Source organism: Acinetobacter modestus (assembly GCF_014636095.1).
Taxonomy (GTDB): domain Bacteria; phylum Pseudomonadota; class Gammaproteobacteria; order Pseudomonadales; family Moraxellaceae; genus Acinetobacter; species Acinetobacter modestus.
In genome coordinates this window covers 173,294-195,016 of sequence record NZ_BMDV01000003.1, presented here as the reverse complement: position 1 = coordinate 195,016, position 21,723 = coordinate 173,294, and the positions used below count along the sequence as shown (strand labels likewise).

The following is a 21,723-nucleotide window of genomic DNA, read 5'->3' as shown; positions in this document are numbered from 1 at the left end:
TTGGTATAAAATCTAGCGGACTGTTGGTATGAAATTAGGGCATTTGTTGGTATAAAATTATTGGTATCGCTTTATACCAACAAAAATACCAACAAAGTATAGGTGATTAAGGGGGATGGATGGTAGTGGCTAGGGGTATAAAAAAAGGCTTAAACCTTTATGATTTAAGCCTTTGGTAGTGTCTAGTAATATCTATTCTTATCAATTTGGTGGCGGGACCCACCATCGAACATAAACATAAGTAACTAATTTAAAATAATAAATATACTTATAAAAACATCATGATACACCACATGATACAAAAATTTGCTTGCTGGAAATATAATCATGCTTAAGCTCTCTGTTCTAGGCCCATGAAATATGTAAATTTGAAGAAAATTATGAATTTATTTGTTTCGCCAAAAATGACGAATCAAAAAGTCTTGGTGGTATCAGGTACTAAATATCTCAATGGAAAAAAAACCACATGAGAAGGTGAAAGTTCTCATGTGGCAAATGCAAACTAAATAATGTTTGGTAGGTTTTAATTATCTACTTTTGCTTAATAACAAAATTTAGGTGGTTCCGTTACTGGTTGTAATAAATTTCTAGTTGAACTTCTTTAGCCTTTGCATAAATTTGACTAACACGCTGTTTAGCTCTGTTAACTTCTGAAACTAGCTCTTGGATTTCAGTTTTAACTATGTGTTCATCAAAAGGTTTATTCATACTCAAGACTTTTTCAATTTGCTCATCAGAGAAATTCTTTTTCTTCAGTTCACTCTTCTGGTCAACCAACAGATTTTTATTCAGAATAATATCTTGTTCTAACTGTACAACCTTATGTTCAGATTGCTTGATTTGTTTATTTAAATGATCAATTTCATCCTTATGTTCAGCAATATGTCTATCATATGCATTTAATGCTGCCTGCTGAGCCTGTGAATGCTTTTTTTCTGATTGGGTAAGGTTATCCATCATTTCAAGATAAGCATCACCTATGCTGATTCCACGATCACGAGCAATGCTTAGCAATTCCCTCGCCGTGTCATTAAACACACCAATACCAGCTAATTGAATCTGTCTAGTAAGTAGGTTCTGACTAAGAGCCAAAGCATTAATTTTATCGTCTACTAAATAAGTCATTAAAAAAACTCTGAACTAAATTTGAGTTCTTATTATTTAATAGTTCGTATTCTTTACTTTTGTTCAGTTCCAGAGCCTCGTATTATTCGTTTTATGCCTGTAATTTCATCTTCTATTTCTTTCATATGTTCTTCCATAGCCACATCACTTCTTAGTAACTGAAGTACCTTTTCTTGTCTTTTCATAATTTTATCTAAAGTTTTTAAAGAAGTCTTCACAAAATGATTTGTCGCATTTTGGCTTGATTTCTTTTTCCCTTCTTCTGTAATTGGACCTGTTGATTTTAGCCATGGTTTATTCTCTAACATCCAATCCCGTTGTTTTCTTTTCCGTTCTGGTGTCCATGACTCGGCATATTTTGCTGATTTTCCGCCCATGAGATACTCCTTAGTTAATTCTGTGATGTAAAAAGCCCGTCATTTCAAATGCCAAACAAACTAAAGAATATCTTCAATCCTAATATTTTTTTTGACTAGTTCCATTCTTCCATAACACTATGAATAAAAATAAATAATTCATCACTTGAACTGGTCAAAAAACTAGTCAAAAGAATCCGATTTACTCGCTTTTTTCTCCCCTCTTATAAGTGGAACTACAAAAAATGATAAGACATGGCCAAGCTAAGATTTAAATAAGACTTTTAATGCAGATTTCACTATGAGCAGCCGTAACAATAATGATGATGAAAAGGAAAAAACCATACTCCAATATGATGCTCTAGGTTTTATTTCTTATCAAAAACAAGCACTCAATCCTTTAGTGAATGAAATGGACTCCGTCAAAAAGATATTGGAGTCTTGCTTAGACGAGATTAAACACCGTAATTCACAGCCTAAACTCAGTGCATTTGAACAAGCTATCCTTGATGCTAACAAACCAGCTATTGATCTAGATGACTTCATTCATTCAAGTAAAAAATCTACAACGGCGCTCAATCGAGCTGCTAAATCAATTGAAGATTTAATAGCTGAGTCCAATAAAACAGCCGAAATCAAGTCACAATCCATAACGCAGCCTAAACGCCGTGCGATTGAAATTAACAGCACTGAAGATGTTATACGTGAGTTCGGGAGCAAGAAAACCGAAGATACTTCTCAACATTCCTTATCTACTGGTCAAACAAAGCAACCTTTCCGCAAAATTGCTGAAACGCTTGTTAATACAATAAGAAACACGGCGGTTAATGCACATGGCACCGACCCTACAGTAGATGCAATGAATGAAGTTGTCACAGCATTGACACCAGTTAAGCGAGCAGCTGGATTTATGCTTCGTCCTTTAACGGGGTGGATGAAATCACGCAAACGTAATGAACCTTTACCAAAAGAACAAAGTGACCACAATCGTAAGCTAATCAAAGTGCTAGAAAAAATTGCTGCCAATAATAATGGAGGAGGCTTGTTTGGGTTATTGAAAATGCTACCAATGGCATTGGCTGGCATAGGTTCAACTGTTGCCACTGCCGTTACAGGCTTAGGACCTGTATTAGCGACTGCCCTTGCTGGCGCAGTTGGTGCTTATCTAGGTACTAAAATTCATGACCAGTTAGATGAAACTGAAACAGGGCAAGCCGTTAATGATTTCATTGGTAACGCAACAGCTCGTACGCTTGCTTTACTTGGCAATGATGCAGCAAAAGAGGTCATAGAGACAAACGACCGCCTTGCCGATGCTGAGCGTTACAAATATCGCAAAGAAAACCCGGCATGGTACTCCAATGACGGCGTATACCGTTTTGCTCGTATGCTTGGGATTGAAGGATTCATGAAGGAGAATAAACCAGGTTCTATTCTTTACCAACAGCGATACGGTGGGCAGGGTGTTAATGGTAAAGGTGCAACGCCGTTTGGGGCTGTAGGGGAAATGCAGTCTAAACAATCGTTGACATATAGTAGTAAAAATTTTACACCAGAAAAAGCTACGAAAATTGCAGAAGTAGCTAATAGAATTGGTGTTGAGCCCAATGATCTTGCAGCAATAATTTCATTTGAGACAGGTGGCACTTTTAGCCCCAAAGCTAAAAATCCAGATTCTTCAGCTACTGGATTAATTCAATTTATGGGTAAAAATGCTTCTAAGAGTCGAAATTATAATAATGGTACATATTATGGGATGACACGAGATCAATTTAGTAATTTGTCTTTCGATGAGCAAATGGTCTATGTTGAAAAATATTACAAAGATCGTGGTTTCGATGGAAAAAGTAAACGTTCAATTGCTGATGCTTACACAGCTGTAACAGGCTATGGCTATAAACAAGGAAGCTCTCAATATGACTTAAACCCTTTATGGGATACAAATAATAATAAAGTTATAGAAAAAGGTGAAATGGTATTGAATCCAGCTTTTAAAGCACATCAGCGCCAATATTTTGAAAATACACCTATAGAAAATCCAGCCATTAAGTCTCCAGATAATATTTCTAACCAACTATTAACCCCAAAAAGTGCTGAAAAAATAATACAAAAAGCAAAAAACAATGTACCTGTTTTGAATATGCAATCCTCAGTTAAACCTGTAGCAGCACGTACAAATAATCTTGCAGCAAATTATAGTCAACCAAAAATTGAAACTAATATACTACCAGCAAAAGAGTTTTTAACTTCACCTACACCACAGGAAGTTGTTGTTACGAATCAAAATAGTGGTACTATCAATCAAAATGTGAGCAACAGATTGTTAGCTCACGCGATTACAGGCGGACTTGGGATGGGGGATAAATGGAATGTTTAAAAGAAATATTGTTTATATGCTTGCAATAGTATCATTTCATCATATTGCCTATGCTGCCCCAACAGGTGAAAAAGTTGCTGTTTGTTATATATTTAAAGGAGATAAGATAATAAACCATTCACCATGTATCTTATCCACTGGATATGGTGCTGGTGGCACTTATGAATCAATGCAGATTGGTAAGAAATCTTATGAAGCTGAAACCCAGATTTGTTACGATAAAAAGAGTGACAATAATATTGAATGTGGAATTAGCTTAAACGGAAAAGATGCGACATATTATCACCGCAATCTTTTCTACAATAAAATTGATGATATTAAGCTTATTAACTCGGACTCATTATCATGTTACATAACAAAAGATAAAACTACCGATATTTGTGTAAAGAGAAACTAAATTCAAATAAGCCCTAATACTGGGCTTGTTTTTTACATATCAGACCATTAAACGGAAAAGTTAAATTTAGGTCACTCATTTCTAATGAAATCGAACGATCTGTTTTAAGCCATTCACTGAAGCTAATCTTATAATCATCTTTCAAGAAAAGCCTTTCCCCTTGCTTTTCTACATCACTCATAATGTACTGAGTATCATTATGGTAGTAATAAATGAACTGCCCTCGAGTAATTAGGTTATTTTCAATCTTAATGATGGCACCTTGACAGCAAATAATTTCATTTAGAGCATATTCACGCCATTCTTGCGCCGAGATACGTGCTTCAGTTAAGGGTATGTTCAATATTTTGTATTTTTGCCATTTCATTTCCATCAAGTAAAAATAAGCGTTATAAAGGCGTGTTTGTAGTTCTAGTTCATATGAAATCTGGAATAATCTATTTATGCTTTTAATCTCGTTTAGCACTCTGGTCTTCAATGGTTCAGGCAAACGTTTAAAAATTAACGGATCTACTGATAAACCATCATCAAAATTGTAAGTAAAGCCATTACTGCCGTATTGGTTCACTTCATTCACTATATTTTGAGCTTCTTTTAACTTACGTGTCATCGTAAATAAGAGACTTTCTTTATAGTTCAAATCTCTAAAATATTTCCTGTCATTTTTCTTAGTTCTGATTTGCGTAGGAGTATTTTTTGCCCTAACTCTATTATTTCCAGATGATACTTTAGAGCCTTTTCTATTAGATTTATACGGCGTGTGGCCATTGATAATTTGACGTTCCCAAATTTTTAGGAGCGTCAAATTTAATTCATTTTTCTTAAAACCCCTGCTTTTTAGATTGAGGCTTATATTTGTATTAATTAAAAACATCTTGAGCATTCCAAGCTATATAACTAATTAAGCCTTACAGTGAATTTAAGCTTAATTAGTTGCCACATTATGAGAATATTTTTAATCAAAACATCACTTAATATTTCTCATGGAAGAATCAGGATCATACAAATCAAAAATATCTTGCGCATCCCAAGCAGTACGACTAATCAGGCTTAAGTTCACAGTAAGACTGAGTCGATTACCCTCACTATCGATAGGAGCTACAATCGGTGCAGATACACTTTCCAAGATAAAAGGCATATATGTCTTTCCATGTGTAGTGACTGATACATATGGAGGAACTTCACCTGAAAATAATCCTTGAGCAGCATTTTTCCAACCACCTTTTGCAACTGCAGCAGATACATCTGTTAGAACAGACTGACTTGATAAGTATTTAGGTAAAGCCTAAGACTCAAGATACATAAGCTTATTTTCGACTTCTTTTTTCGCATCTTTTAATGCAATAAAAAATACAGTTAAATTTAAACGAACACCTGATGTAGAAAGGAATACTTGTGTAGTATTTACTTTATTTAAATTTGTTTTTCCTACAACAGATTTAGCTAAATTTGAAAATGGTGAAATAGCATCCCCTAGTGTACTGGCAGCTTTGCCTAGTAATTTTTGTCCCGTATTCTGCGCAATAAGACCTATTGCTGCAACAGACTCACCAGTTTGTAAACCAGCCATTAACATTGGCATCTTCAACTCTGGATTTGAATTCTCAAATGGTGTTTGCCATTGACTCTCTATTGTTTTATCGCCATCTACCAAAAGAGCTCGTATTGTTGGCTTACTTGTGTCTACTACTACCGTAGGCTCATTCGTATTTTCTTCTCGAATCACTGAGCATAAATTAAATTCTGCAAATTTATGTCTTGATACAGTTCCCCAAAATGGATCCGCACTAAAATCTTCTGGTCTAGTCGTTATTGGCTCATTTGCAGCTCGGACCATTGATAAATCTTTCATTAAAAATTATTCCTAAAAGTATCAGGACATTTTCAATCAAGATTTTTATAGATTTAGCTTCTGTTCCACTTAACTGAAGTGCATAAATAATGCGCCGTACCCAAGGCTGGAACTTAGAATAAATACCAGGTTAATTTTCACTTAATATTTTTTGATAGCCATGATGTCTTGATTAATAATAGGTGTGAAAAAATGTTTGGTTCAGATAACCCTTTTAACCAGAAACCACGACAAAACCTTATACGCGATTTTGATTCCTCAGCTCAAAAGAATCAATCTCATGTACTCCTTAAGCGCGAAATAGACGCTTTCATTGAAGAGGTTCGCCAACAGGCTTTAAATATCATTTATGCCCTAGTAGAGACAATTAGCACTGATAGCCTCGCTGACGATGAGTTACCAACTGATTGCCTTGATGCTTTGATTATTGAAGCTCTGGGTGGTGTTGGTGATGATGAAAATATTTACCATCAACTATTAACTAATTGTGTTATAGATGCATTTCTCTCATTTGGTGTAAGCGAAGACGCTATTCATACTATTTTCGATATCGATATTGAAGCTGCTGACGATGCGATTGAAGCAGCAACAGCTACTATTATTGCAAACATGCCTAATGACGGCGAGCCGTTGGAAACGTTTGAACGTGAATTTATTTATGGTACTCCATCTGAAGCAGATGAAGAGAAAGGTTTTGATGCTGCAACTGGTAAAGAATTATCCAATGGCACATTAACGAAAAAAAATGTTGGTGGTCGTGAAATTCACTACAAAGCGCATTTCGCTATTCGCAACGGTGCTAAAATCTTAGTGAATAAGCGCATAGGTAATCAAAAAATACGCCAATCAGCCGAACAACGCGCTGCAACTAAAAAGGCTCAATTGAAAGCCCATTCCGTAAATGCTTCTCGTAAAAGAATGAAGTCCATAGGCAAAGGTCGTAAGATGGATCTATATTCATAATAAGCTTGTTATGATTCAATCAAAAAGAGCTGGATTTAAAAATCTAACCCTTAAGACTGCCTAGGCGGTCTTTGTTATTGATTTCAACGGTAAATCCAAAATTGGATTGAGCAGATATCCAAAAGCATATTGATATACAGAAATGCGCCTTAATAGACTGGGTGTAAAAAGTATTGATGTAAGAAATATCCTCGTAATGGCGATATTTTTATTCATTCTGTATTTTCTGTGCATCGGTCTATGGCAGCAACTCCTAAATTTCAAGGGTTTGATATTTTTATCTAAATTATGGGAAAGTCGGGAAAGTGGGAAAATCAACCAGTATACTATTGATATTTATAAAATTTATTCTTTCCTCTATAAATCTACTAAAGGGAAAGTGGGAAAGTCTGTCTGTTATAACTTTCCCACTTTCCCTTTTTATAAATTGTTGGGAATATTAAAAGGTGTTTTATATCATAAACTTAATAAATCACTTTCCTACTTTCCCACTTTCCCCTTCTTATTTATTTTTAATAAGATAGGGTTGATTAATACAAGTCGCTTAACATCCTTAGACACTACGATATGGTTTGTAACAATCAATTCATTAGTTGTCATTTCGAATATTTCTTTTTTTCTAAGATATTTAGGTATACAGCGACTTTGAACCAATTGATAAAGCATTTGCGTTTGATTGTCCATCTCACATTTTTTAATAAGCCAATTCAATAAATGCTGTGCATCACTCTCCTTTTTACTCTCAATCTCAGCATAGCGTAACCATTCACCTAATGAGTGTTTGATAATGTCACAAGCGCCCTGCATGGTTTTCTCTGTGATTTCACCCTCACCTTGAAAGAAAGCAAATACTGTAGCTAATCGCCGTGCCAATTGGCTTGCACGACTAGCAAATGGTTGGATATGCTCATACTTACAACCTTTGCCTTGTTGTTGCTCACACTCATTGTAAAAGGCTAAATCAATCTGTTTTGCCTCACTACTTAGCTGTATAACACGGCGCTCTTGCAATGCCTGTGCATTGGTATTAAAAGGCATCGGGCATGGGTCTAACAGTGTTTTACAGCGTTCCCAATAAGCAATTAACCGATGGTCCAGATTTGCCGACTTATCTGCAAAATCGCTATCTTGTAGTCGTGTACCTGCCAAATTTTCAGGAACTGAAAGAATGAATCTAGGCAAAAAGCCTTGTTCTCTCAGTACATCATCTTTAAGTGCATCCGATAAGACCTCATGCTGCCCTTGTAGATTAAATGTCAAACGTACTTCATAGGCCCTACCACTACCGTTTAAATTTGACTTTGATCTAGTCCGCTGAATAGAGCCATCATCGAATAATTTAGTGTAGCTTCCCAATGCTTGAGTCCTGGTATCTCCTTTCATTGTGTGGCCACCAAAGAATTGACCAGCTTCATCACTTGAAATAGAAGCATTTCTTAGCGCACCATCAATAAATAAACCTGCAACAGCTTCAAGCGTGCCATCACTAAATAATGTGCTGGGGTCATGCGGTGGTGGATTTTCAGCTAGGAATGCTTCTCGATCTACTTTAGGTAGCCCTGCCTGTATTGTTTTCCACTCTTGATAAGCATCTTTGTATTCATCATATGCTTCACGTTCAAACTCCATAATAGCCTTGTCAGCTAATCCTTTACTGGTGCTTTTACGGCTACCACTCTGCCCTTCAGTCAGTAAAAATAAACTACATGGTTCGCCGTGGGTATTAAATTGATGTGGTGCATTCACATGACCTTGAGCTATATGAGAAATTGCGCCTATGACACATTGAGCTGTCATTGCAATTGGTGCCTGTACATACTCTGCAATTGCCTTAGCAGCTCCTTGTAACAAAGGTGGTAAGGCGTGCAATGGATAGGGTTGAGCTTTACTGGTTCCTGAACTATCCAAGGGGATAATTTCATCCCAGATAATGCCTTTTTCCTGTTCAATAGCCTGTTTAATCATGTCATCCAGCTCATCCTGAGCCATTTCGATTAATGGAGGTTCAGGAATAAACACCATTTTGACGTTAAAGTCAGTGTAACGGCGTTGAATGTCATCTTTTTGATGAATTGGAGCAACTACACATAGATTAGGATGTACTTTTAGTAATGCATTAAGCTGATATGAATTGATCTTGTCTGCTTGATACGGCGCATAAACTGGATACGCCGTTTTAAATGCGAGTACCGGGTCATCCGTCACAAGTAAAGGTAATTGATTGATCTTACATCGATTGAAGTACATACCACCATGACCAAATACAATATCCTTAAACCCATCGATAGTAGGGTTGGTAAATACTGCCCCAGTTGGTTGTAAATGCTCATTGTATAGATCAAATACTGCCAAACCATAGAGGGCCTCAGGACTTGACTCACCATATAGAGATGCATCCTCAATGACTGAACGGCGTACTTCAGGTGAACAACCACCATGTATTAAAACCATTGCTTTTTTTAACGGATTGCCGTTTAATAAAATTCTAGTTTGATCTTCAAGTGCTTCAATAATTGAATCGCTTGCAACTTCGCCCACTCCCATAAGTGGGCTTTGTTGTTTCTGGGAAATCTGATTATCTTCAGTGATTAATAATGGGGCTTTATTTTTCGCGTTCACGCTTTGCCTCCTCATATTCTTCGTCATACATCTCTTTCAATCGAGCAAAGCTATCCATTCGATTTAAAGCCAAAAAATCAGCCAAATTAAGCAAACTATTTAGTTTCTTGAATTTAGCTTCATGTACGCCGTGTTCGTTACATATAGTTTGTAAAGTCCCAAATTCACTTCCAATCTGATCGATTAGTGTAGAAAGCCATTGCAATGATTCTCGCCCATTTGCATAAGCATCGGCCATGTCACCTGCATCATATGTATTTATCGACTTATTATTTGACATGATTAAGCCTCCTCACGCTGAGTCATAAGGACAACTTGATCTAAATCGAGCATGTACATAGCTGCACTTGCTTGAGATAAAAGATTTTGAATTAACCCGATCTGGATAAACAACCAATCTGTATCAGGATCTTGTTTATTAATTACTGCTAGTACTGAACGTGCTTGATCAACCAACGTCTGAGCGACTTCTTTGCAATCTTGTGGAGTGGCATCTTTAGGTTTATCAAAAAATGTAGCTGGTGAATTACTACGGAATGTCGTAGAAGATGCGGAAACTAAATTATTTGTTTTAGGCATGATTAATGCGCTCCTTTATTTAATGGAGCTTTGCCAGTTACTGCCAAGTAATTTAGGTGGCAAAGCTGAAAAGGGTTGGCAGACAGGCAATAAAGGAAACCTGCACATATAAATATGTCCCTCTCCAGCCTCGCCATAACATGCGAATGCATAGAGATATTACGCACAAAAAAAGCCCGATGCGGACTATGTACGCCTTTATTGGTATAGTCTGCCAAGACTAGCCTTGAGATTTTGCTCAAAGCGAAGTAACTATAACTACGAACTTTTCGTAGTGCAAGTATTAAGCTAGAAATATTTGATAAGCTTTTGTTTTCAAAGCAAAGCTCAAAATTGAGAAAAACCTTAAGAGGGTATGTGAAAAATTTCGGATACCCATGTTTTATAGCTATATTTATAGGAGGCAATAAATACTCAGTTTGTTGACGATTCATACTATCTAAATAGATACCCTCAAATTTGAGTGCATCTATTTCAAGCTCTTTAAACATCACGTCACAGTCACGCTTAACATTAAAATGTTTCTCATGCTTACTACCATTGGTATGGGTATGCCCAAAACTGGACACACCTTTTTCATCTAAGACAACTCGAATGGCATTGAATCTAAAATCAAAGTAGGTTACTGCATTCATGCTGCCACCTCTTTTAATTCATAACGTGCGTGGTTACCTTTATTTTTTAAATTAGGTTCTAATCGGGTCATGATTTCATAACCTTGATTACGCAGCTGCTTAATCACAGCACTAAGCCGATAACAATTAAAATTATTAATGGCCTCAGCTTGGCTAATCGTATTGCCTTGCTTTAAATGAGCAAGAACTTGTTCAATTTGACTGGTACGCATTTCTTTTCTCACTGAGCTCTATTTATTTGATCAGGCGTAATCGCATCTAATCCTTGTAGCTCTCGTCTAATTGCTAAAATCTCGATAAGCTGATTCACAGCTTCTATGGATAAACCTGTATGCTCGGCAGTAACTTTTGCATTAAAAACTGGTGTACCGTCATCCAAGTAACCGTACACTGGAGGAATAAAACCTAAATCTCTTGCCCACTGGTAAAAGCTTTCGAGGCCAGAGTCAGAAGCATGTGTTAGGACCAGTTTTAAAGACTGTTGAACTTCTTTGCTGTAAATACCTTGTGTTCTAAGCTTAAGTAGACAATCACTTGATAGATGCTTGTAGTCTTCAACACTCATTCCTACAGGCAAATCAGCCTTATCTATCACCGTCATTAAGAATCTCTAATAATCGATTAACAATTTCTTCATGTGGGATGTGCTTATCTTTAACATCAGACAAAAGACAGGTAAGCATGCTATGGATGGTGCAAACATCTGTTTGTAAGTCATCATGATTACGCTCTAACTTATGAACTGTTTTAATCGCACGGCGTAAGTAATTGGTTAATGTATCTTGGTCTTTTGGCTCATATTCAGGATGTGAACGATCTAGACCACGAGAGACTTTTGATAATTGGCTTATTGCTTTAGTAATGTATTTCATGATCAAGCCTCTATCGCGGTATTGGTTTTCTGCGCGTTATGCCACGCCATAAGATCGGCATAATCGAAATAGACTGGTGCTTGTTTTGATGTACCGTATTTAATCGGTCTTGGAAATGATGAATCCTGTTGAATCAATAATCGTAAGCCAGCACGTTTGATACTGAGAAGTTCACAGGCTTGATTGTAAGTAATTCGAATTGGTTGCACTTATTTAGCCTCATACAGATGAATATGTATGAGTAAGTATGTGTTTGTTTTATTTTAAGAAAAATAGTTGTTCTAGCATAATACCCATCATGCTAGAACAATGGGCATTATGCTTGTAATTTAGATGACTTTTTAAATTTATGATTTTTTATATTTTTTTGATAACCAAGTTTCTATTGTTTTTGGATTTAAATCGAATTTATCAGAGTATGTCCTAGCACATTTTGAATAACTATGAAAATTCCCTTGCTCCCATTCGGTAAAAATTTCACTTTTATATGCATCATATTTTTTTGCTCTATTTTTCCCACCCAATGATTGTATTGTTTCACTTGAAACAGTACTACAAGATGCTAAAAGAGAATAAATTCTCCCTATTGCACTAAAGATTTCATCAATAGCATTAATAGCATCTTCAATTTCTTCATCAGGAATAATTTTCTCTTCATTGAGAGTATAATGCCATGTAAGATACTTTACATAAGCATCTGATAATAAAATATAAATACTATTATTTAACTTAATCTTGGAGGCTTCTCTAATTTCTTCGATAATTTCATTTTGTTTTTCTTCAAGCTCAACAATTGAAGTTGGAGTAATTTTGCTTCTAAAAATGCCTACCATACACTTATGTATTAGTTTTTCATCGTGCACACCTATGGCATTAAAAAGATTATAAAAATCATTTAACAAATCATCTTCAGAATTATAATGAGCGCTTAGATAGCTAATAGTCCACATATCAATTTCAGCATCTATTCCATCATGATTTATAGTCATTATTCACCGCCCCAGAATCTAAAGAAATGTTAAGTCAATCTGATAAGACTTATTTCACTTGCCTCATTAGACTCAACGAAATCATATTAAATTATATTTATCCATATTTCAGCATATATAGCTTTTAAATAACTCAAGAATGAATTTATGACCATTAATCAGCCTTCTTGAATTGGATAATTTTACCGTCTGTTATTTCTTCAACGTAATCTGCCCACCATTGCATTAGGTCTATACGTTCTTCAAAATGTGTGCCTTTATCGTATACTCCCTTAACTCCCTTTTTTAAATGAGCAAGAGTAGATTCAACGACCTGTTCTCTATCACTAAATTTATTATTCAACGCCGTACTAGCTATATGTCTAAAACCATGAGGATTCTGGCGTCCTCTATACCCCATACGATTTAAGGCTTGGTTAAAAGTATTATCGGATACAGGTTCATTAAGGCTTTCACGGCTAGGAAATAGAAAATCTGATTCTGTTCGGAGTTGCTCTAACTCTCTTAATAAAATAATGACCTGTCTTGACAATGGGACGGCGTGAGCAATCCCTTTCTTCATTATTTGGGCTGGTTTGATCCATACAGCATTATCAAAATCGAAATGCTCCCATTTTGCATAACGCAGCTCTACAGGTCTGGGAAATAATAAAATAAATAACTCCAAACCAATTGCTGTACTACGAATAGGATATTGTCTGATTGTGTGAATCAATTGTGGTAGCTCATGTACTTCAACATATTTCATATTGCTACCATCACTGGAGTTAAGCTGTTTATTGATCCCCTCTAGAGGATTAAACATAATTTTCTTCTGAAATTTTGCTCTATCGTATGCACTTCTGCACCAGCCAATTAATTTATCAACCTGGTTATAGATACCTGTATCTTGTAGGTCCTCAAAAAATGCTAACCATTCGTGAGGCGTGATTGTTGTATAGTCCCTTTCTCCAAAATTACCAATGAGATGCTTATTTATAGACTTAACAGCACGCTCATAGGTACTTTCGCCCCACAATTGTTTTTTTATATCCAACCATTCGCCCATTAAAATTTTGAACAATTTATTTTGTTGTTCTATTTGAGCCTTCTTTATTTCAGCTTGTGATTTTATTTCACCGCCGTTGGCCAGTACTTCTAAAAAGTCACTTGCTTTTTTTCGCGCCAATGAACCACTTACTTGCGGATACGGGCCCAATCCTTTCCACGTCCATGTCCCCTTAGAATTTTTATATCTTAATTGCCAAGACTTGGTACCATTCTTTGTCACGAGAAAATATAAGCCACTACCATCTAATTCTCGATAGTCTTTTTCTTCAGGCTCAAGTCCTGCAAGCGTTGTATCTGAAAGCGGACGTTTCTTTATGGCTGTACGTTTCATAGTAGCCTTGTATCATCAGTTCATTTTTATTTTCACGATACATAAAGAAATACCTCTATTATTTGTATCATGAATTCAATTTTTTAGTCACGATACAATAGATGATACACCGTCACGGCTACTATATGTAATTATATTTAGCTATATACATCCATAAAAAAACCCTGAATCATTATAATTCAGGGCTTTATAAACCATATATCACTATATTAATGCATATGGTTTTATGTGTTTGGTGGCGGGACCCAGGATCGAACTGGGGACACACGGATTTTCAATCCGTTGCTCTACCGACTGAGCTATCGCGCCAATGGGGTGTATTAAGCCGTATCTCAGCTCAATAGTCAATAATTATCATGAGCTTTTGATTTGATTGCCCATTTTTCATGCAATCGATTTTGGGTAAAAAAAATCCCCGATGGGATCGGGGATTGAAAATACAAATTATGGTGGCGGGACCCAGGATCGAACTGGGGACACACGGATTTTCAATCCGTTGCTCTACCGACTGAGCTATCGCGCCAAAGTGGGCGTATTAAACAATGTTTACCCACGTGCGTCAAGCAAATTTGTGGATTTTTCTATCAAACGTCTAATTTTACTGCAAATCGCAAACCAATTAGACTTTAATTCTAGATTTTGCCCAAATGCGATAAACAACGATGAATTGCACCACAACCTGGTTCAAAATGCTTTACACCTTGTTCCTCTTCCATACGGCACACTTCTTCAACCAAACGCTCTGCAACCCCACGTCCGCGGTTAGACGGATGTACGACAATATATTCTAAAACACGGCTTTCACCTTGTCCTGTTGCCCAAATTGCACCTATAATTTTGGTGTTAAATTCAGCGGTATAAACTGTGGTATATTGCTGTAGATTTTGCGCAAGTTGCTCCATTGCATCTTGCCCATCACCAAACTCTGGGCTGGTATCGTAGAGTCGCTCGAGCTGAGTACGAATTCCTAGATTATCTAGTGTACTGTAAGCATGTACGGTAATAGGCATTGATAAACCCTCCTGAGCAAACTATGATGCTGTCACTTTTTCGTCACAGCGAAATATTGGTTTTTAATTCAATCATTTTTGACGTTTTTTGAGGAACGTGTCCATGACGCAACGTATCAGTGAAGTGGTAAGAAATACCAACGAAACCAAAATTCGAGTTCGTCTCAATCTCGATGGTACAGGTCAAGGCACACTCAACACTGGAGTTCCATTTTTAGACCATATGATTGATCAAATCAAGCGTCATGGTTTATTTGATATCGATATTCATTGCGATGGTGACTTAGAAATTGATGATCACCATACTGTTGAAGATTGTGGAATCACCTTGGGACAAGCCTTTGCGCAAGCTTTAGGTGATAAAAAAGGCTTACGTCGTTATGGTCATTTTTATGCACCACTTGATGAAGCACTTTCTCGTGTTGTTGTTGATCTATCTGGTCGTCCGGGTTTATTTATGGATATTCCTTTCACTCGCGCTCGTATCGGCACGTTTGATGTCGATTTGTTCTCTGAGTTTTTCCAAGGTTTTGTCAACCATGCGTTAATGACCCTGCATATTGATAATCTAAAGGGTAAGAATAGCCATCACCAGATCGAAAGTGTGTTTAAGGCATTGGCTCGCGCATTGCGTATGGCATGTGAAATTGATCCACGTGCAGAAAATACAATTGCTTCGACCAAAGGTAGCTTGTAATGACACGTATTGCTTTACTTGATTATGGTATGGGTAATTTACACTCTGCAGCAAAAGCTTTAGAGCATGTGGGTGCAACTGTCGATGTGACCAATGATCCAAAACTGATTGCTAAAGCAGATAAAATTGTATTTCCTGGTGTAGGTGCCATGCGTGATTGTATGCAAGGCATGCATGAAGCAGGGATCGATGAAGTGGTACGTCAAGCCGCGTTTAACAAACCTGTATTAGCCATTTGTGTCGGCATGCAAGCACTACTGCAAAGTTCAGAAGAAAATGGCGGTGTCGATGCCTTGGGTATTTTTGACGGTGTTGTTAAACACTTTCCAGAAATTCCAAACTTGAAAGTACCTCACATGGGGTGGAATCAAGTCCATCAACTTGATCCAAGCCATCCGATGTGGAACAACATTGAACAAGATGCGCGTTTCTATTTTGTGCATAGTTACTATGTAGAACCAAAAGATGCTGCCATTACTGCGGCAACTTGTGATTATGGCGTAAATTTTTGCACGGCGATTCACAAAGACAATTTGTTCGCGACCCAATTCCATCCAGAGAAGAGTCATACCGCTGGTTTACAGCTATTAAAAAACTTTGTGGAATGGAATATTTGATCATCCACACGACTTTAGTTTTTGATAATAAAGCCAATTTTAAGTTGGCTTTATTTTTTTAGTTTTATTTTCTATTTATTTACCTTTATTTTTTGCATATCATGCAAATGTTTTGAATAAAAATCAAACAACACGTTGTTTCAAAATTAATTTTAAAAATCAGTGACTACAGGAAAATAATATGTCATCTAGTTTTCAAGCAAATGATTCTGGTTTGAGTGCAAATGGGCGTTTTGGCAGACTATCCTATCTAGGATGGAACATGTTACTTGGCTTGTCTTTAGTATTGGTCGGTATTATCGCTGCGATATTAATCCCTAGTTTTTATAGCTCCTCAACAGGTACAGGTGCTCTCGTTTACATATTTGCTGGTTTTTTTATTATTCTTTATATTGCTGTCATCTACTATAGCTTTATTTTCTCTATTCGCCGTTTGCATGATAGAAATCAAACAGGTTGGTTATCTCTTTTAATGCTAATACCACTTTTTAATTTATTCTTTTTTATTTATTTAAGTTGTGCAAAAGGTGATGATAATTCAAATGATTATGGCTCACCACGTATAACAAAAGGATGGGAAAAAGTTTTAGCGTGGATTTATATTATTCTCTTCCCAATTAGTATTTTAATACTCGCGGCGACTGCTATTCCAGCGTACCAAAGTTATATACAGAAAAGTCAGCAACTGCAATTTGAACAACAACATTCTTATACAGAATAAATATTTCACTTCATTAAAAAGCCAAGTTGTATCACTTGGCTTTTTCATTGCCACAAAACCGTTTAAGCTCAACCAAAAGTTTTGAGTTTCAAAAAATGGAAATGCAGCAAGCAACAGCTCTTTTAAGTAAAGAACAAATCCGCGCATTACCTGCATTTCAAAATCTAAGTGCTGAAAATATTTTAGTGATTCAAACACTCGAACAATGCATGGCAATTCAAACTGAACTTCACGCCGTTGCTGTGTTCGGATTTGATACCGAATCTAAACCGACCTTCAAAGTCGGTGAGAAATCTACAGGTCCCCATTTAATTCAACTTTCAACACATGAAAAAGCCTATCTGTTCCAAGTAAAGCCTGACATTCTTAATTTCTTAAAGCCTATTTTAGAAAATGAATATCAACTCAAAGTTGGTTTTGGTTTAAAAAATGATGTGAGTAGTTTTCGCCATAAAGGGATTGAACCTAAATCACTGATTGAACTTTCGAAGAGTTTTTCGAGTTTTGGTTATAACGCTCAAGTCGGTGTACAAACTGCGATTGCTCTACTTTTCCAACGCTATTTTGTCAAAAGCAAAAAAATCAGCACTTCAAACTGGTCTGTCAAACAGCTAAGTCCTCAACAAATCAATTATGCTGCCGCCGATGCTTATGCTGCATTGTTGATATACCAACACCTATATCATCAGCAGTTACTACCTCCTCAAATTCGACAACAAATTGCAAGAATACTTCAAGGTTCAGCAGACAAGGCTTAGCGATTGATCAATACTTTGTTAATATGTAGCCAATTTAAACTTTATGATGACGCTAGGAGCGAAAGCATGCTAATCATCCCTGCAATTGACCTGAAAGATGGTAAATGTGTTCGTTTAAAACAAGGTCGTATGGAAGACGATACCGTTTTCTCTGATGATCCTGTCGCAACTGCACAACATTGGGTTGATGAAGGCGCACGTCGTTTACATTTAGTTGATTTAAATGGTGCTTTTGCAGGTACGCCAATTCATAAACCGGTGGTGGAAGCAATTGCACGCGCACAACCAGAACTTCCAATTCAAATTGGTGGTGGTATTCGTTCACTTGAAACCATTGAGCACTATTTGGAAGCAGGCGTATCTTTCGTCATCATTGGCACAAAAGCAGTAAAAGAACCTGAATTTGTTGAAGAGGCATGCAAACGCTTTGCAGGTCATATCATTGTTGGTATTGATGCCATCAATGGTATGGTTGCGACAGATGGCTGGGCAAATGTGACTGACGTGAAGGCAACTGATCTTGCAAAACGTTTTGCAGATGCTGGTGTCTCAAGCATTGTTTATACCGATATCGCACGTGATGGCATGATGCAAGGTGTTAACGTTGAGCAAACGGTTCATTTAGCACAATACTCTGGCTTACCTGTGATCGCTTCAGGTGGTGTAACCAATCTAGATGATGTTCGCAACTTAAAAGGTCAGCAAGGCATTTTAGGTGCAATTACAGGTCGCGCAATTTATGAAGGCACATTAAACCTTCGTGAAGCACAGCTCTTGTTGGATGATAATCGTCTTTAATTCAGTACAAAAGAAGCTATCTTTTCGGTAGCTTCTTTTTTATTTAATACAACACATTACGAATAAATCTTAATACGCTTGTACCACGATTAATATAACGATAGCTCACATCACTTTCAAAAAGCATTGACTGACCTGCGCAAATCACACGAGTTTCATTTTCAAACTCAAGACTTAGCTCACCTTCTAAAACATAAATGAGTTCTCGCCAGCCGATTGGATCTGCATCAGCACAATATTCCTCTCCTACCGCAAGTGACCAGTTCCACAATTCAGTCTGGGTACGTGTTGGTACAGCAGCCAAAAGTGTAGCATGGCTGTCTAGAGCTTTTCCTTGCCATGCAAGCGCATTCACAATTGAGTTTTCACTCACTTCAGGATTACTCACAAGTCTTTTAAAATCGACAGCTAGAACAGCGGCAATTGCATCCAGTTTGGCTAAACTAATATTCACTTGTCCTGTTTCCAAGGCAGCAATAGTCCGTCGACTCACACCTGCCCGATCCGCTAATTCTTGTTGGCTGAGTTGTGATTGATCGCGGAAATAACGAATATTTTTTCCTACATATTGTAGAACAGTTTCAGCTTGGCTCATTTACATCAGCAATTAAATTAATACTAGTGCAATATATTGCACAAAACTCTAAAATAATACAATATGTGCAATATATTGCACTCCCATATTAGGTTTGTTGTTGTGACAACTTTATCTCAATCTCCCAAAGCAGCTCAATTTGCACTTATTTTCATTACCATGATTTGGGGTGGAACTTTTTTAGCGGTGCAATACGCCCTGAATTTTAGTAGTCCCATGTTTTTTGTAGGCTGTCGTTTTGCTGTTGCAGCTTTAACCATCTTGCTCATTTCAATCAAATCAATGCGTGGATTAACTTTAAAAGAAATACTTGCAGGAACGGCGATTGGTATCGTGATTGCGATTGGTTATGGTACACAAACCATTGCGCTACAAACGATTCTAAGTAGTGAATCTGCCTTTTTAACCGCTCTTTACGTCCCTCTCGTCCCTATTCTAATGTGGGTTATTTTCCAAAAAAGACCTTCACTCATGACATGGTTGGGGACAGCTCTCGCTTTTATTGGATTAGTGCTTTTAACTGGAAATGGAATTTCCAATATCAGTTTAAGCTATGGACAAACACTGACCTTAATTTGTGCCTTTGTGATTGCGCTAGAAATTATTTTGATTGGTTATTTTGCAGGGAAAGTCAATTTAAGACGAGTCACTGTCATTCAGCTTGCGGTTGCTTCGTGCTTATCTTTTGTCAGTATGCCCATTATTGGTGAACACAGTATTCCTGATTTTTCATGGCAATTAAGCATTCTAGTATTTAGTCTTGGTTTAGCCAGTGCGCTGATTCAATTTGTAATGAACTGGGCGCAACGAATGGTCGACCCAACCCGTGCTGCAATTATTTATGCAGGTGAACCTGTTTGGGCAGGTGTATTTGGGCGGATTGCAGGCGAGCGATTACCATTATTGGCGTTATTCGGTGGGTGTTTAGTGGTGCTTGGTGTTTTAGTCAGTGAGTTGAAATTTAAGTTATTAGAAAAACAAAAAGAGAGCTAAATAGTGCTCCCTTTTCTATAATCTATGGTGTTTTCTTTTTTAACAACATCTGTGGCTGATAATATTCAACCGTTGGTATCTGTTCATAGAATGGATGCAATAATACTTTCCACTGCTGATATTCAGGCGATTTCCTAAAACCTTCAGTATGATTTTCGATACGATCCCAAAAGACCATCAAAATATAGCGATGATGGTCTTCGACATGTTTAATGAGCTGTACAGCATTCAAACCTTCCATTGGATAAATCATCTCTTTCGCGGTTTGAAATGCGGATTCAAAAGCCTCGCTTTGATCGGGCTTAATATTTAAATGTACATGTTCAATAATCATAGTTGATCCAATTTATTGGTACATGGGTTGATTATCATTGAGTGCGATTAAACCACGAATTGCTCTATATAACCCCCAAATAAAAGTAACAACAATGGTAATAAAACAGAATATCCACCCAAATATCACAACCATCGTAGATGAATCTAGATTACTTCCAGTAAAAATTAATAACAGAAAAGGAGAAAATGCAAAAAGTGTCCAAGCCAAATACCACCAAAAGGTACGAATTTGCCAAGTAAAATGGCTCTCAAAAATTGAACCTTGTACATCAGTACGTTTTACATAATTAATAATTAACGCAATAATCGCGAATAGACCGCCCGTAAAAATTGCAATGATATAAAGTACATAGAGCACCAAAGTTAAGGTGCGATTCGGATCTTGGTCAACAGAATAATTCATTTTTATTTATCTCCAAAACAAACTCCCTCAATCAATAAAACACATTGAGTGGAGAAATTAACCAACATATCAACAATATATGAAAGACTATGGTACAGAAATAAATCTTACGAAATGGTTGTTTTTGTGTTTTATGTCTCAGTTTTTGCTGAGCAAGCCACCCTCCACACCAACCACCCAAAGAATCCACGATATGCAAAGTCTGCTCTGGAATGCGTCGATTCCCCAATTGTGCTGCTTCTTTGTCTTGCGCATACAACCAATAACTAACGACATTCATCAAGCTAACAAACAACAAAGTGTACGGCGGCAATAACTTGCTAAAGCTCGCAATCAGCATAAATACAATATAAATCACAATACCAATCTGCATCGCTGACCAACGCTTAGACGATGAAGGCGTATTCGGTTTCCGACGATGTTCAATCACTTGCGATGCTTTTAAATAAGTTGCTTGCTGAGCGCGATAACGACCACGCTCATCCAAAATGACCACATATTCCAAGGCACACCCCACAATTGGGCGCGGCCCTGTGCGAGCAAAGTCTTTGATATGGATAAAGACACGATCTTTATGTGCATCATTGGGTTGAATAAAGCCATAGCCTTTATCATCGAACCATTCAACTAAACGCCCTTGATCTCGCATA

27 protein-coding genes, 2 tRNA genes and 1 pseudogene are annotated in these 21,723 nt (G+C 37.0%); 9 read left to right on the top strand and 21 right to left on the bottom strand.

Annotated elements, in window-relative coordinates; translation table 11 throughout:
* Positions 1–567 precede the first annotated feature (567 nt).
* On the bottom strand, positions 568–1,125 hold the full coding sequence (locus IEV17_RS09105; protein ID WP_004660036.1) for a hypothetical protein: 558 nt from the start codon (positions 1,123–1,125) through the stop codon (positions 568–570).
* A 53-nt stretch (positions 1,126–1,178) separates the two neighbouring features.
* Positions 1,179–1,502, bottom strand: a complete 324-nt coding sequence (locus IEV17_RS09100) for a hypothetical protein (protein WP_004660034.1) — start codon at positions 1,500–1,502, stop codon at positions 1,179–1,181.
* A gap of 280 nt (positions 1,503–1,782) precedes the next feature.
* On the opposite strand from IEV17_RS09100, the gene IEV17_RS17190 reads away from it, so the two are divergent.
* Together IEV17_RS17190 and IEV17_RS09090 are read left to right on the top strand one after the other, a co-directional pair.
* Positions 1,783–3,858: a hypothetical protein gene (locus IEV17_RS17190; protein WP_004660033.1), complete on the top strand. Its 2,076-nt coding sequence runs from the start codon at positions 1,783–1,785 to the stop codon at positions 3,856–3,858.
* Positions 3,851–4,255 (top strand): hypothetical protein, encoded by a 405-nt coding sequence (locus IEV17_RS09090; RefSeq protein ID WP_004660030.1) that lies wholly within the window; start codon positions 3,851–3,853, stop codon positions 4,253–4,255. Before IEV17_RS17190 ends, IEV17_RS09090 begins: the two co-directional genes overlap by 8 nt.
* A gap of 13 nt (positions 4,256–4,268) precedes the next feature.
* Here the strand turns inward: IEV17_RS09090 and IEV17_RS09085 are convergent, their stop codons facing one another.
* Entirely contained in the window at positions 4,269–5,129 is an 861-nt protein-coding gene (locus IEV17_RS09085; RefSeq protein ID WP_004660028.1) for a hypothetical protein, read from the bottom strand.
* Between the two features lie 93 nt (positions 5,130–5,222).
* Positions 5,223–6,107, bottom strand: a pseudogene (locus tag IEV17_RS09080) (hypothetical protein).
* 192 nt (positions 6,108–6,299) lie between these two features.
* Here IEV17_RS09080 and IEV17_RS09075 point away from each other — a divergent pair.
* Complete coding sequence (locus IEV17_RS09075; protein ID WP_004660021.1) at positions 6,300–7,070, top strand: hypothetical protein; 771 nt, start codon at positions 6,300–6,302, stop codon at positions 7,068–7,070.
* A gap of 480 nt (positions 7,071–7,550) precedes the next feature.
* Here the strand turns inward: IEV17_RS09075 and IEV17_RS09070 are convergent, their stop codons facing one another.
* The 13 genes from IEV17_RS09070 to IEV17_RS09010 form a co-directional block, all read right to left on the bottom strand.
* Complete coding sequence (locus IEV17_RS09070; protein ID WP_427832712.1) at positions 7,551–9,704, bottom strand: DUF3987 domain-containing protein; 2,154 nt, start codon at positions 9,702–9,704, stop codon at positions 7,551–7,553.
* Positions 9,673–9,969: a hypothetical protein gene (locus IEV17_RS09065; RefSeq protein ID WP_004660015.1), complete on the bottom strand. Its 297-nt coding sequence runs from the start codon at positions 9,967–9,969 to the stop codon at positions 9,673–9,675. Before IEV17_RS09065 ends, IEV17_RS09070 begins: the two co-directional genes overlap by 32 nt.
* A gap of 2 nt (positions 9,970–9,971) precedes the next feature.
* On the bottom strand, positions 9,972–10,268 hold the full coding sequence (locus IEV17_RS09060; RefSeq protein ID WP_004660013.1) for a phospholipase D-like domain-containing protein: 297 nt from the start codon (positions 10,266–10,268) through the stop codon (positions 9,972–9,974).
* Between the two features lie 2 nt (positions 10,269–10,270).
* Positions 10,271–10,552: a hypothetical protein gene (locus tag IEV17_RS09055; protein ID WP_034601010.1), complete on the bottom strand. Its 282-nt coding sequence runs from the start codon at positions 10,550–10,552 to the stop codon at positions 10,271–10,273.
* Between the two features lie 347 nt (positions 10,553–10,899).
* Positions 10,900–11,115 (bottom strand): helix-turn-helix domain-containing protein, encoded by a 216-nt coding sequence (locus IEV17_RS09050; RefSeq protein ID WP_004660009.1) that lies wholly within the window; start codon positions 11,113–11,115, stop codon positions 10,900–10,902.
* A gap of 8 nt (positions 11,116–11,123) precedes the next feature.
* Positions 11,124–11,504: a hypothetical protein gene (locus IEV17_RS09045; protein ID WP_004660007.1), complete on the bottom strand. Its 381-nt coding sequence runs from the start codon at positions 11,502–11,504 to the stop codon at positions 11,124–11,126.
* Positions 11,488–11,775, bottom strand: a complete 288-nt coding sequence (locus tag IEV17_RS09040; RefSeq protein ID WP_004660005.1) for a hypothetical protein — start codon at positions 11,773–11,775, stop codon at positions 11,488–11,490. Before IEV17_RS09040 ends, IEV17_RS09045 begins: the two co-directional genes overlap by 17 nt.
* Positions 11,776–11,777: 2 nt before the next feature.
* Positions 11,778–11,984 (bottom strand): hypothetical protein, encoded by a 207-nt coding sequence (locus IEV17_RS09035; RefSeq protein WP_004660004.1) that lies wholly within the window; start codon positions 11,982–11,984, stop codon positions 11,778–11,780.
* Positions 11,985–12,122: 138 nt separating this feature from the next.
* The gene (locus IEV17_RS09030) at positions 12,123–12,764 is read right to left on the bottom strand and encodes a hypothetical protein (protein WP_004660001.1); all 642 of its coding nucleotides are present in this window, start codon (positions 12,762–12,764) and stop codon (positions 12,123–12,125) included.
* Positions 12,765–12,918: 154 nt separating this feature from the next.
* A complete protein-coding gene (locus IEV17_RS09025; protein WP_004660000.1) occupies positions 12,919–14,145 on the bottom strand; it encodes a tyrosine-type recombinase/integrase in 1,227 nt (408 codons plus the stop codon).
* A 233-nt stretch (positions 14,146–14,378) separates the two neighbouring features.
* Positions 14,379–14,454: transfer RNA gene (locus IEV17_RS09020), tRNA-Phe, on the bottom strand.
* Positions 14,455–14,592: 138 nt separating this feature from the next.
* Positions 14,593–14,668 (bottom strand) — tRNA-Phe (locus IEV17_RS09015).
* Between the two features lie 109 nt (positions 14,669–14,777).
* Complete coding sequence (locus IEV17_RS09010) at positions 14,778–15,155, bottom strand: GNAT family N-acetyltransferase (protein ID WP_004659998.1); 378 nt, start codon at positions 15,153–15,155, stop codon at positions 14,778–14,780.
* Between the two features lie 103 nt (positions 15,156–15,258).
* Here IEV17_RS09010 and hisB point away from each other — a divergent pair, with 103 nt between their 5' ends.
* The 5 genes from hisB (at position 15,259) to hisA (ending at position 18,746) form a co-directional block, all read left to right on the top strand.
* Positions 15,259–15,852: an imidazoleglycerol-phosphate dehydratase HisB gene (gene hisB, locus IEV17_RS09005; protein ID WP_000194096.1), complete on the top strand. Its 594-nt coding sequence runs from the start codon at positions 15,259–15,261 to the stop codon at positions 15,850–15,852.
* Positions 15,852–16,469 carry an imidazole glycerol phosphate synthase subunit HisH gene (hisH, locus tag IEV17_RS09000; protein WP_004659996.1) on the top strand — a complete coding sequence of 206 codons (618 nt, stop codon included), beginning with the start codon at positions 15,852–15,854 and terminating at the stop codon, positions 16,467–16,469. The genes hisB and hisH overlap by 1 nt, the downstream gene beginning before the upstream one ends.
* Positions 16,470–16,650: 181 nt before the next feature.
* On the top strand, positions 16,651–17,190 hold the full coding sequence (locus IEV17_RS08995; protein ID WP_004659994.1) for a DUF805 domain-containing protein: 540 nt from the start codon (positions 16,651–16,653) through the stop codon (positions 17,188–17,190).
* 95 nt (positions 17,191–17,285) lie between these two features.
* Positions 17,286–17,948 carry a 3'-5' exonuclease gene (locus IEV17_RS08990; RefSeq protein ID WP_004659992.1) on the top strand — a complete coding sequence of 221 codons (663 nt, stop codon included), beginning with the start codon at positions 17,286–17,288 and terminating at the stop codon, positions 17,946–17,948.
* A 66-nt stretch (positions 17,949–18,014) separates the two neighbouring features.
* Entirely contained in the window at positions 18,015–18,746 is a 732-nt protein-coding gene (gene hisA / locus IEV17_RS08985) for a 1-(5-phosphoribosyl)-5-[(5-phosphoribosylamino)methylideneamino]imidazole-4-carboxamide isomerase (RefSeq protein WP_004659990.1), read from the top strand.
* 43 nt (positions 18,747–18,789) lie between these two features.
* Here hisA and IEV17_RS08980 read toward each other — a convergent pair whose 3' ends face one another.
* Positions 18,790–19,341 (bottom strand): helix-turn-helix domain-containing protein, encoded by a 552-nt coding sequence (locus IEV17_RS08980; protein ID WP_004659989.1) that lies wholly within the window; start codon positions 19,339–19,341, stop codon positions 18,790–18,792.
* A 63-nt stretch (positions 19,342–19,404) separates the two neighbouring features.
* Between IEV17_RS08980 and IEV17_RS08975 the strand changes: the two genes are divergently transcribed.
* The gene (locus IEV17_RS08975; protein ID WP_427832711.1) at positions 19,405–20,334 is read left to right on the top strand and encodes a DMT family transporter; all 930 of its coding nucleotides are present in this window, start codon (positions 19,405–19,407) and stop codon (positions 20,332–20,334) included.
* 22 nt (positions 20,335–20,356) lie between these two features.
* Here the strand turns inward: IEV17_RS08975 and IEV17_RS08970 are convergent, their stop codons facing one another.
* Genes IEV17_RS08970 through IEV17_RS08960 form a run of 3 tightly spaced genes read right to left on the bottom strand, consistent with a single transcriptional unit; the run spans position 20,357 to position 21,722 of the window.
* On the bottom strand, positions 20,357–20,668 hold the full coding sequence (locus IEV17_RS08970; RefSeq protein WP_004659987.1) for an antibiotic biosynthesis monooxygenase family protein: 312 nt from the start codon (positions 20,666–20,668) through the stop codon (positions 20,357–20,359).
* 12 nt (positions 20,669–20,680) lie between these two features.
* Positions 20,681–21,073: a DUF4870 family protein gene (locus tag IEV17_RS08965; protein WP_004659986.1), complete on the bottom strand. Its 393-nt coding sequence runs from the start codon at positions 21,071–21,073 to the stop codon at positions 20,681–20,683.
* Between the two features lie 31 nt (positions 21,074–21,104).
* Entirely contained in the window at positions 21,105–21,722 is a 618-nt protein-coding gene (locus tag IEV17_RS08960; protein WP_004659985.1) for a DUF1294 domain-containing protein, read from the bottom strand.
* Between the last annotated feature and the right edge of the window lies 1 nt (position 21,723).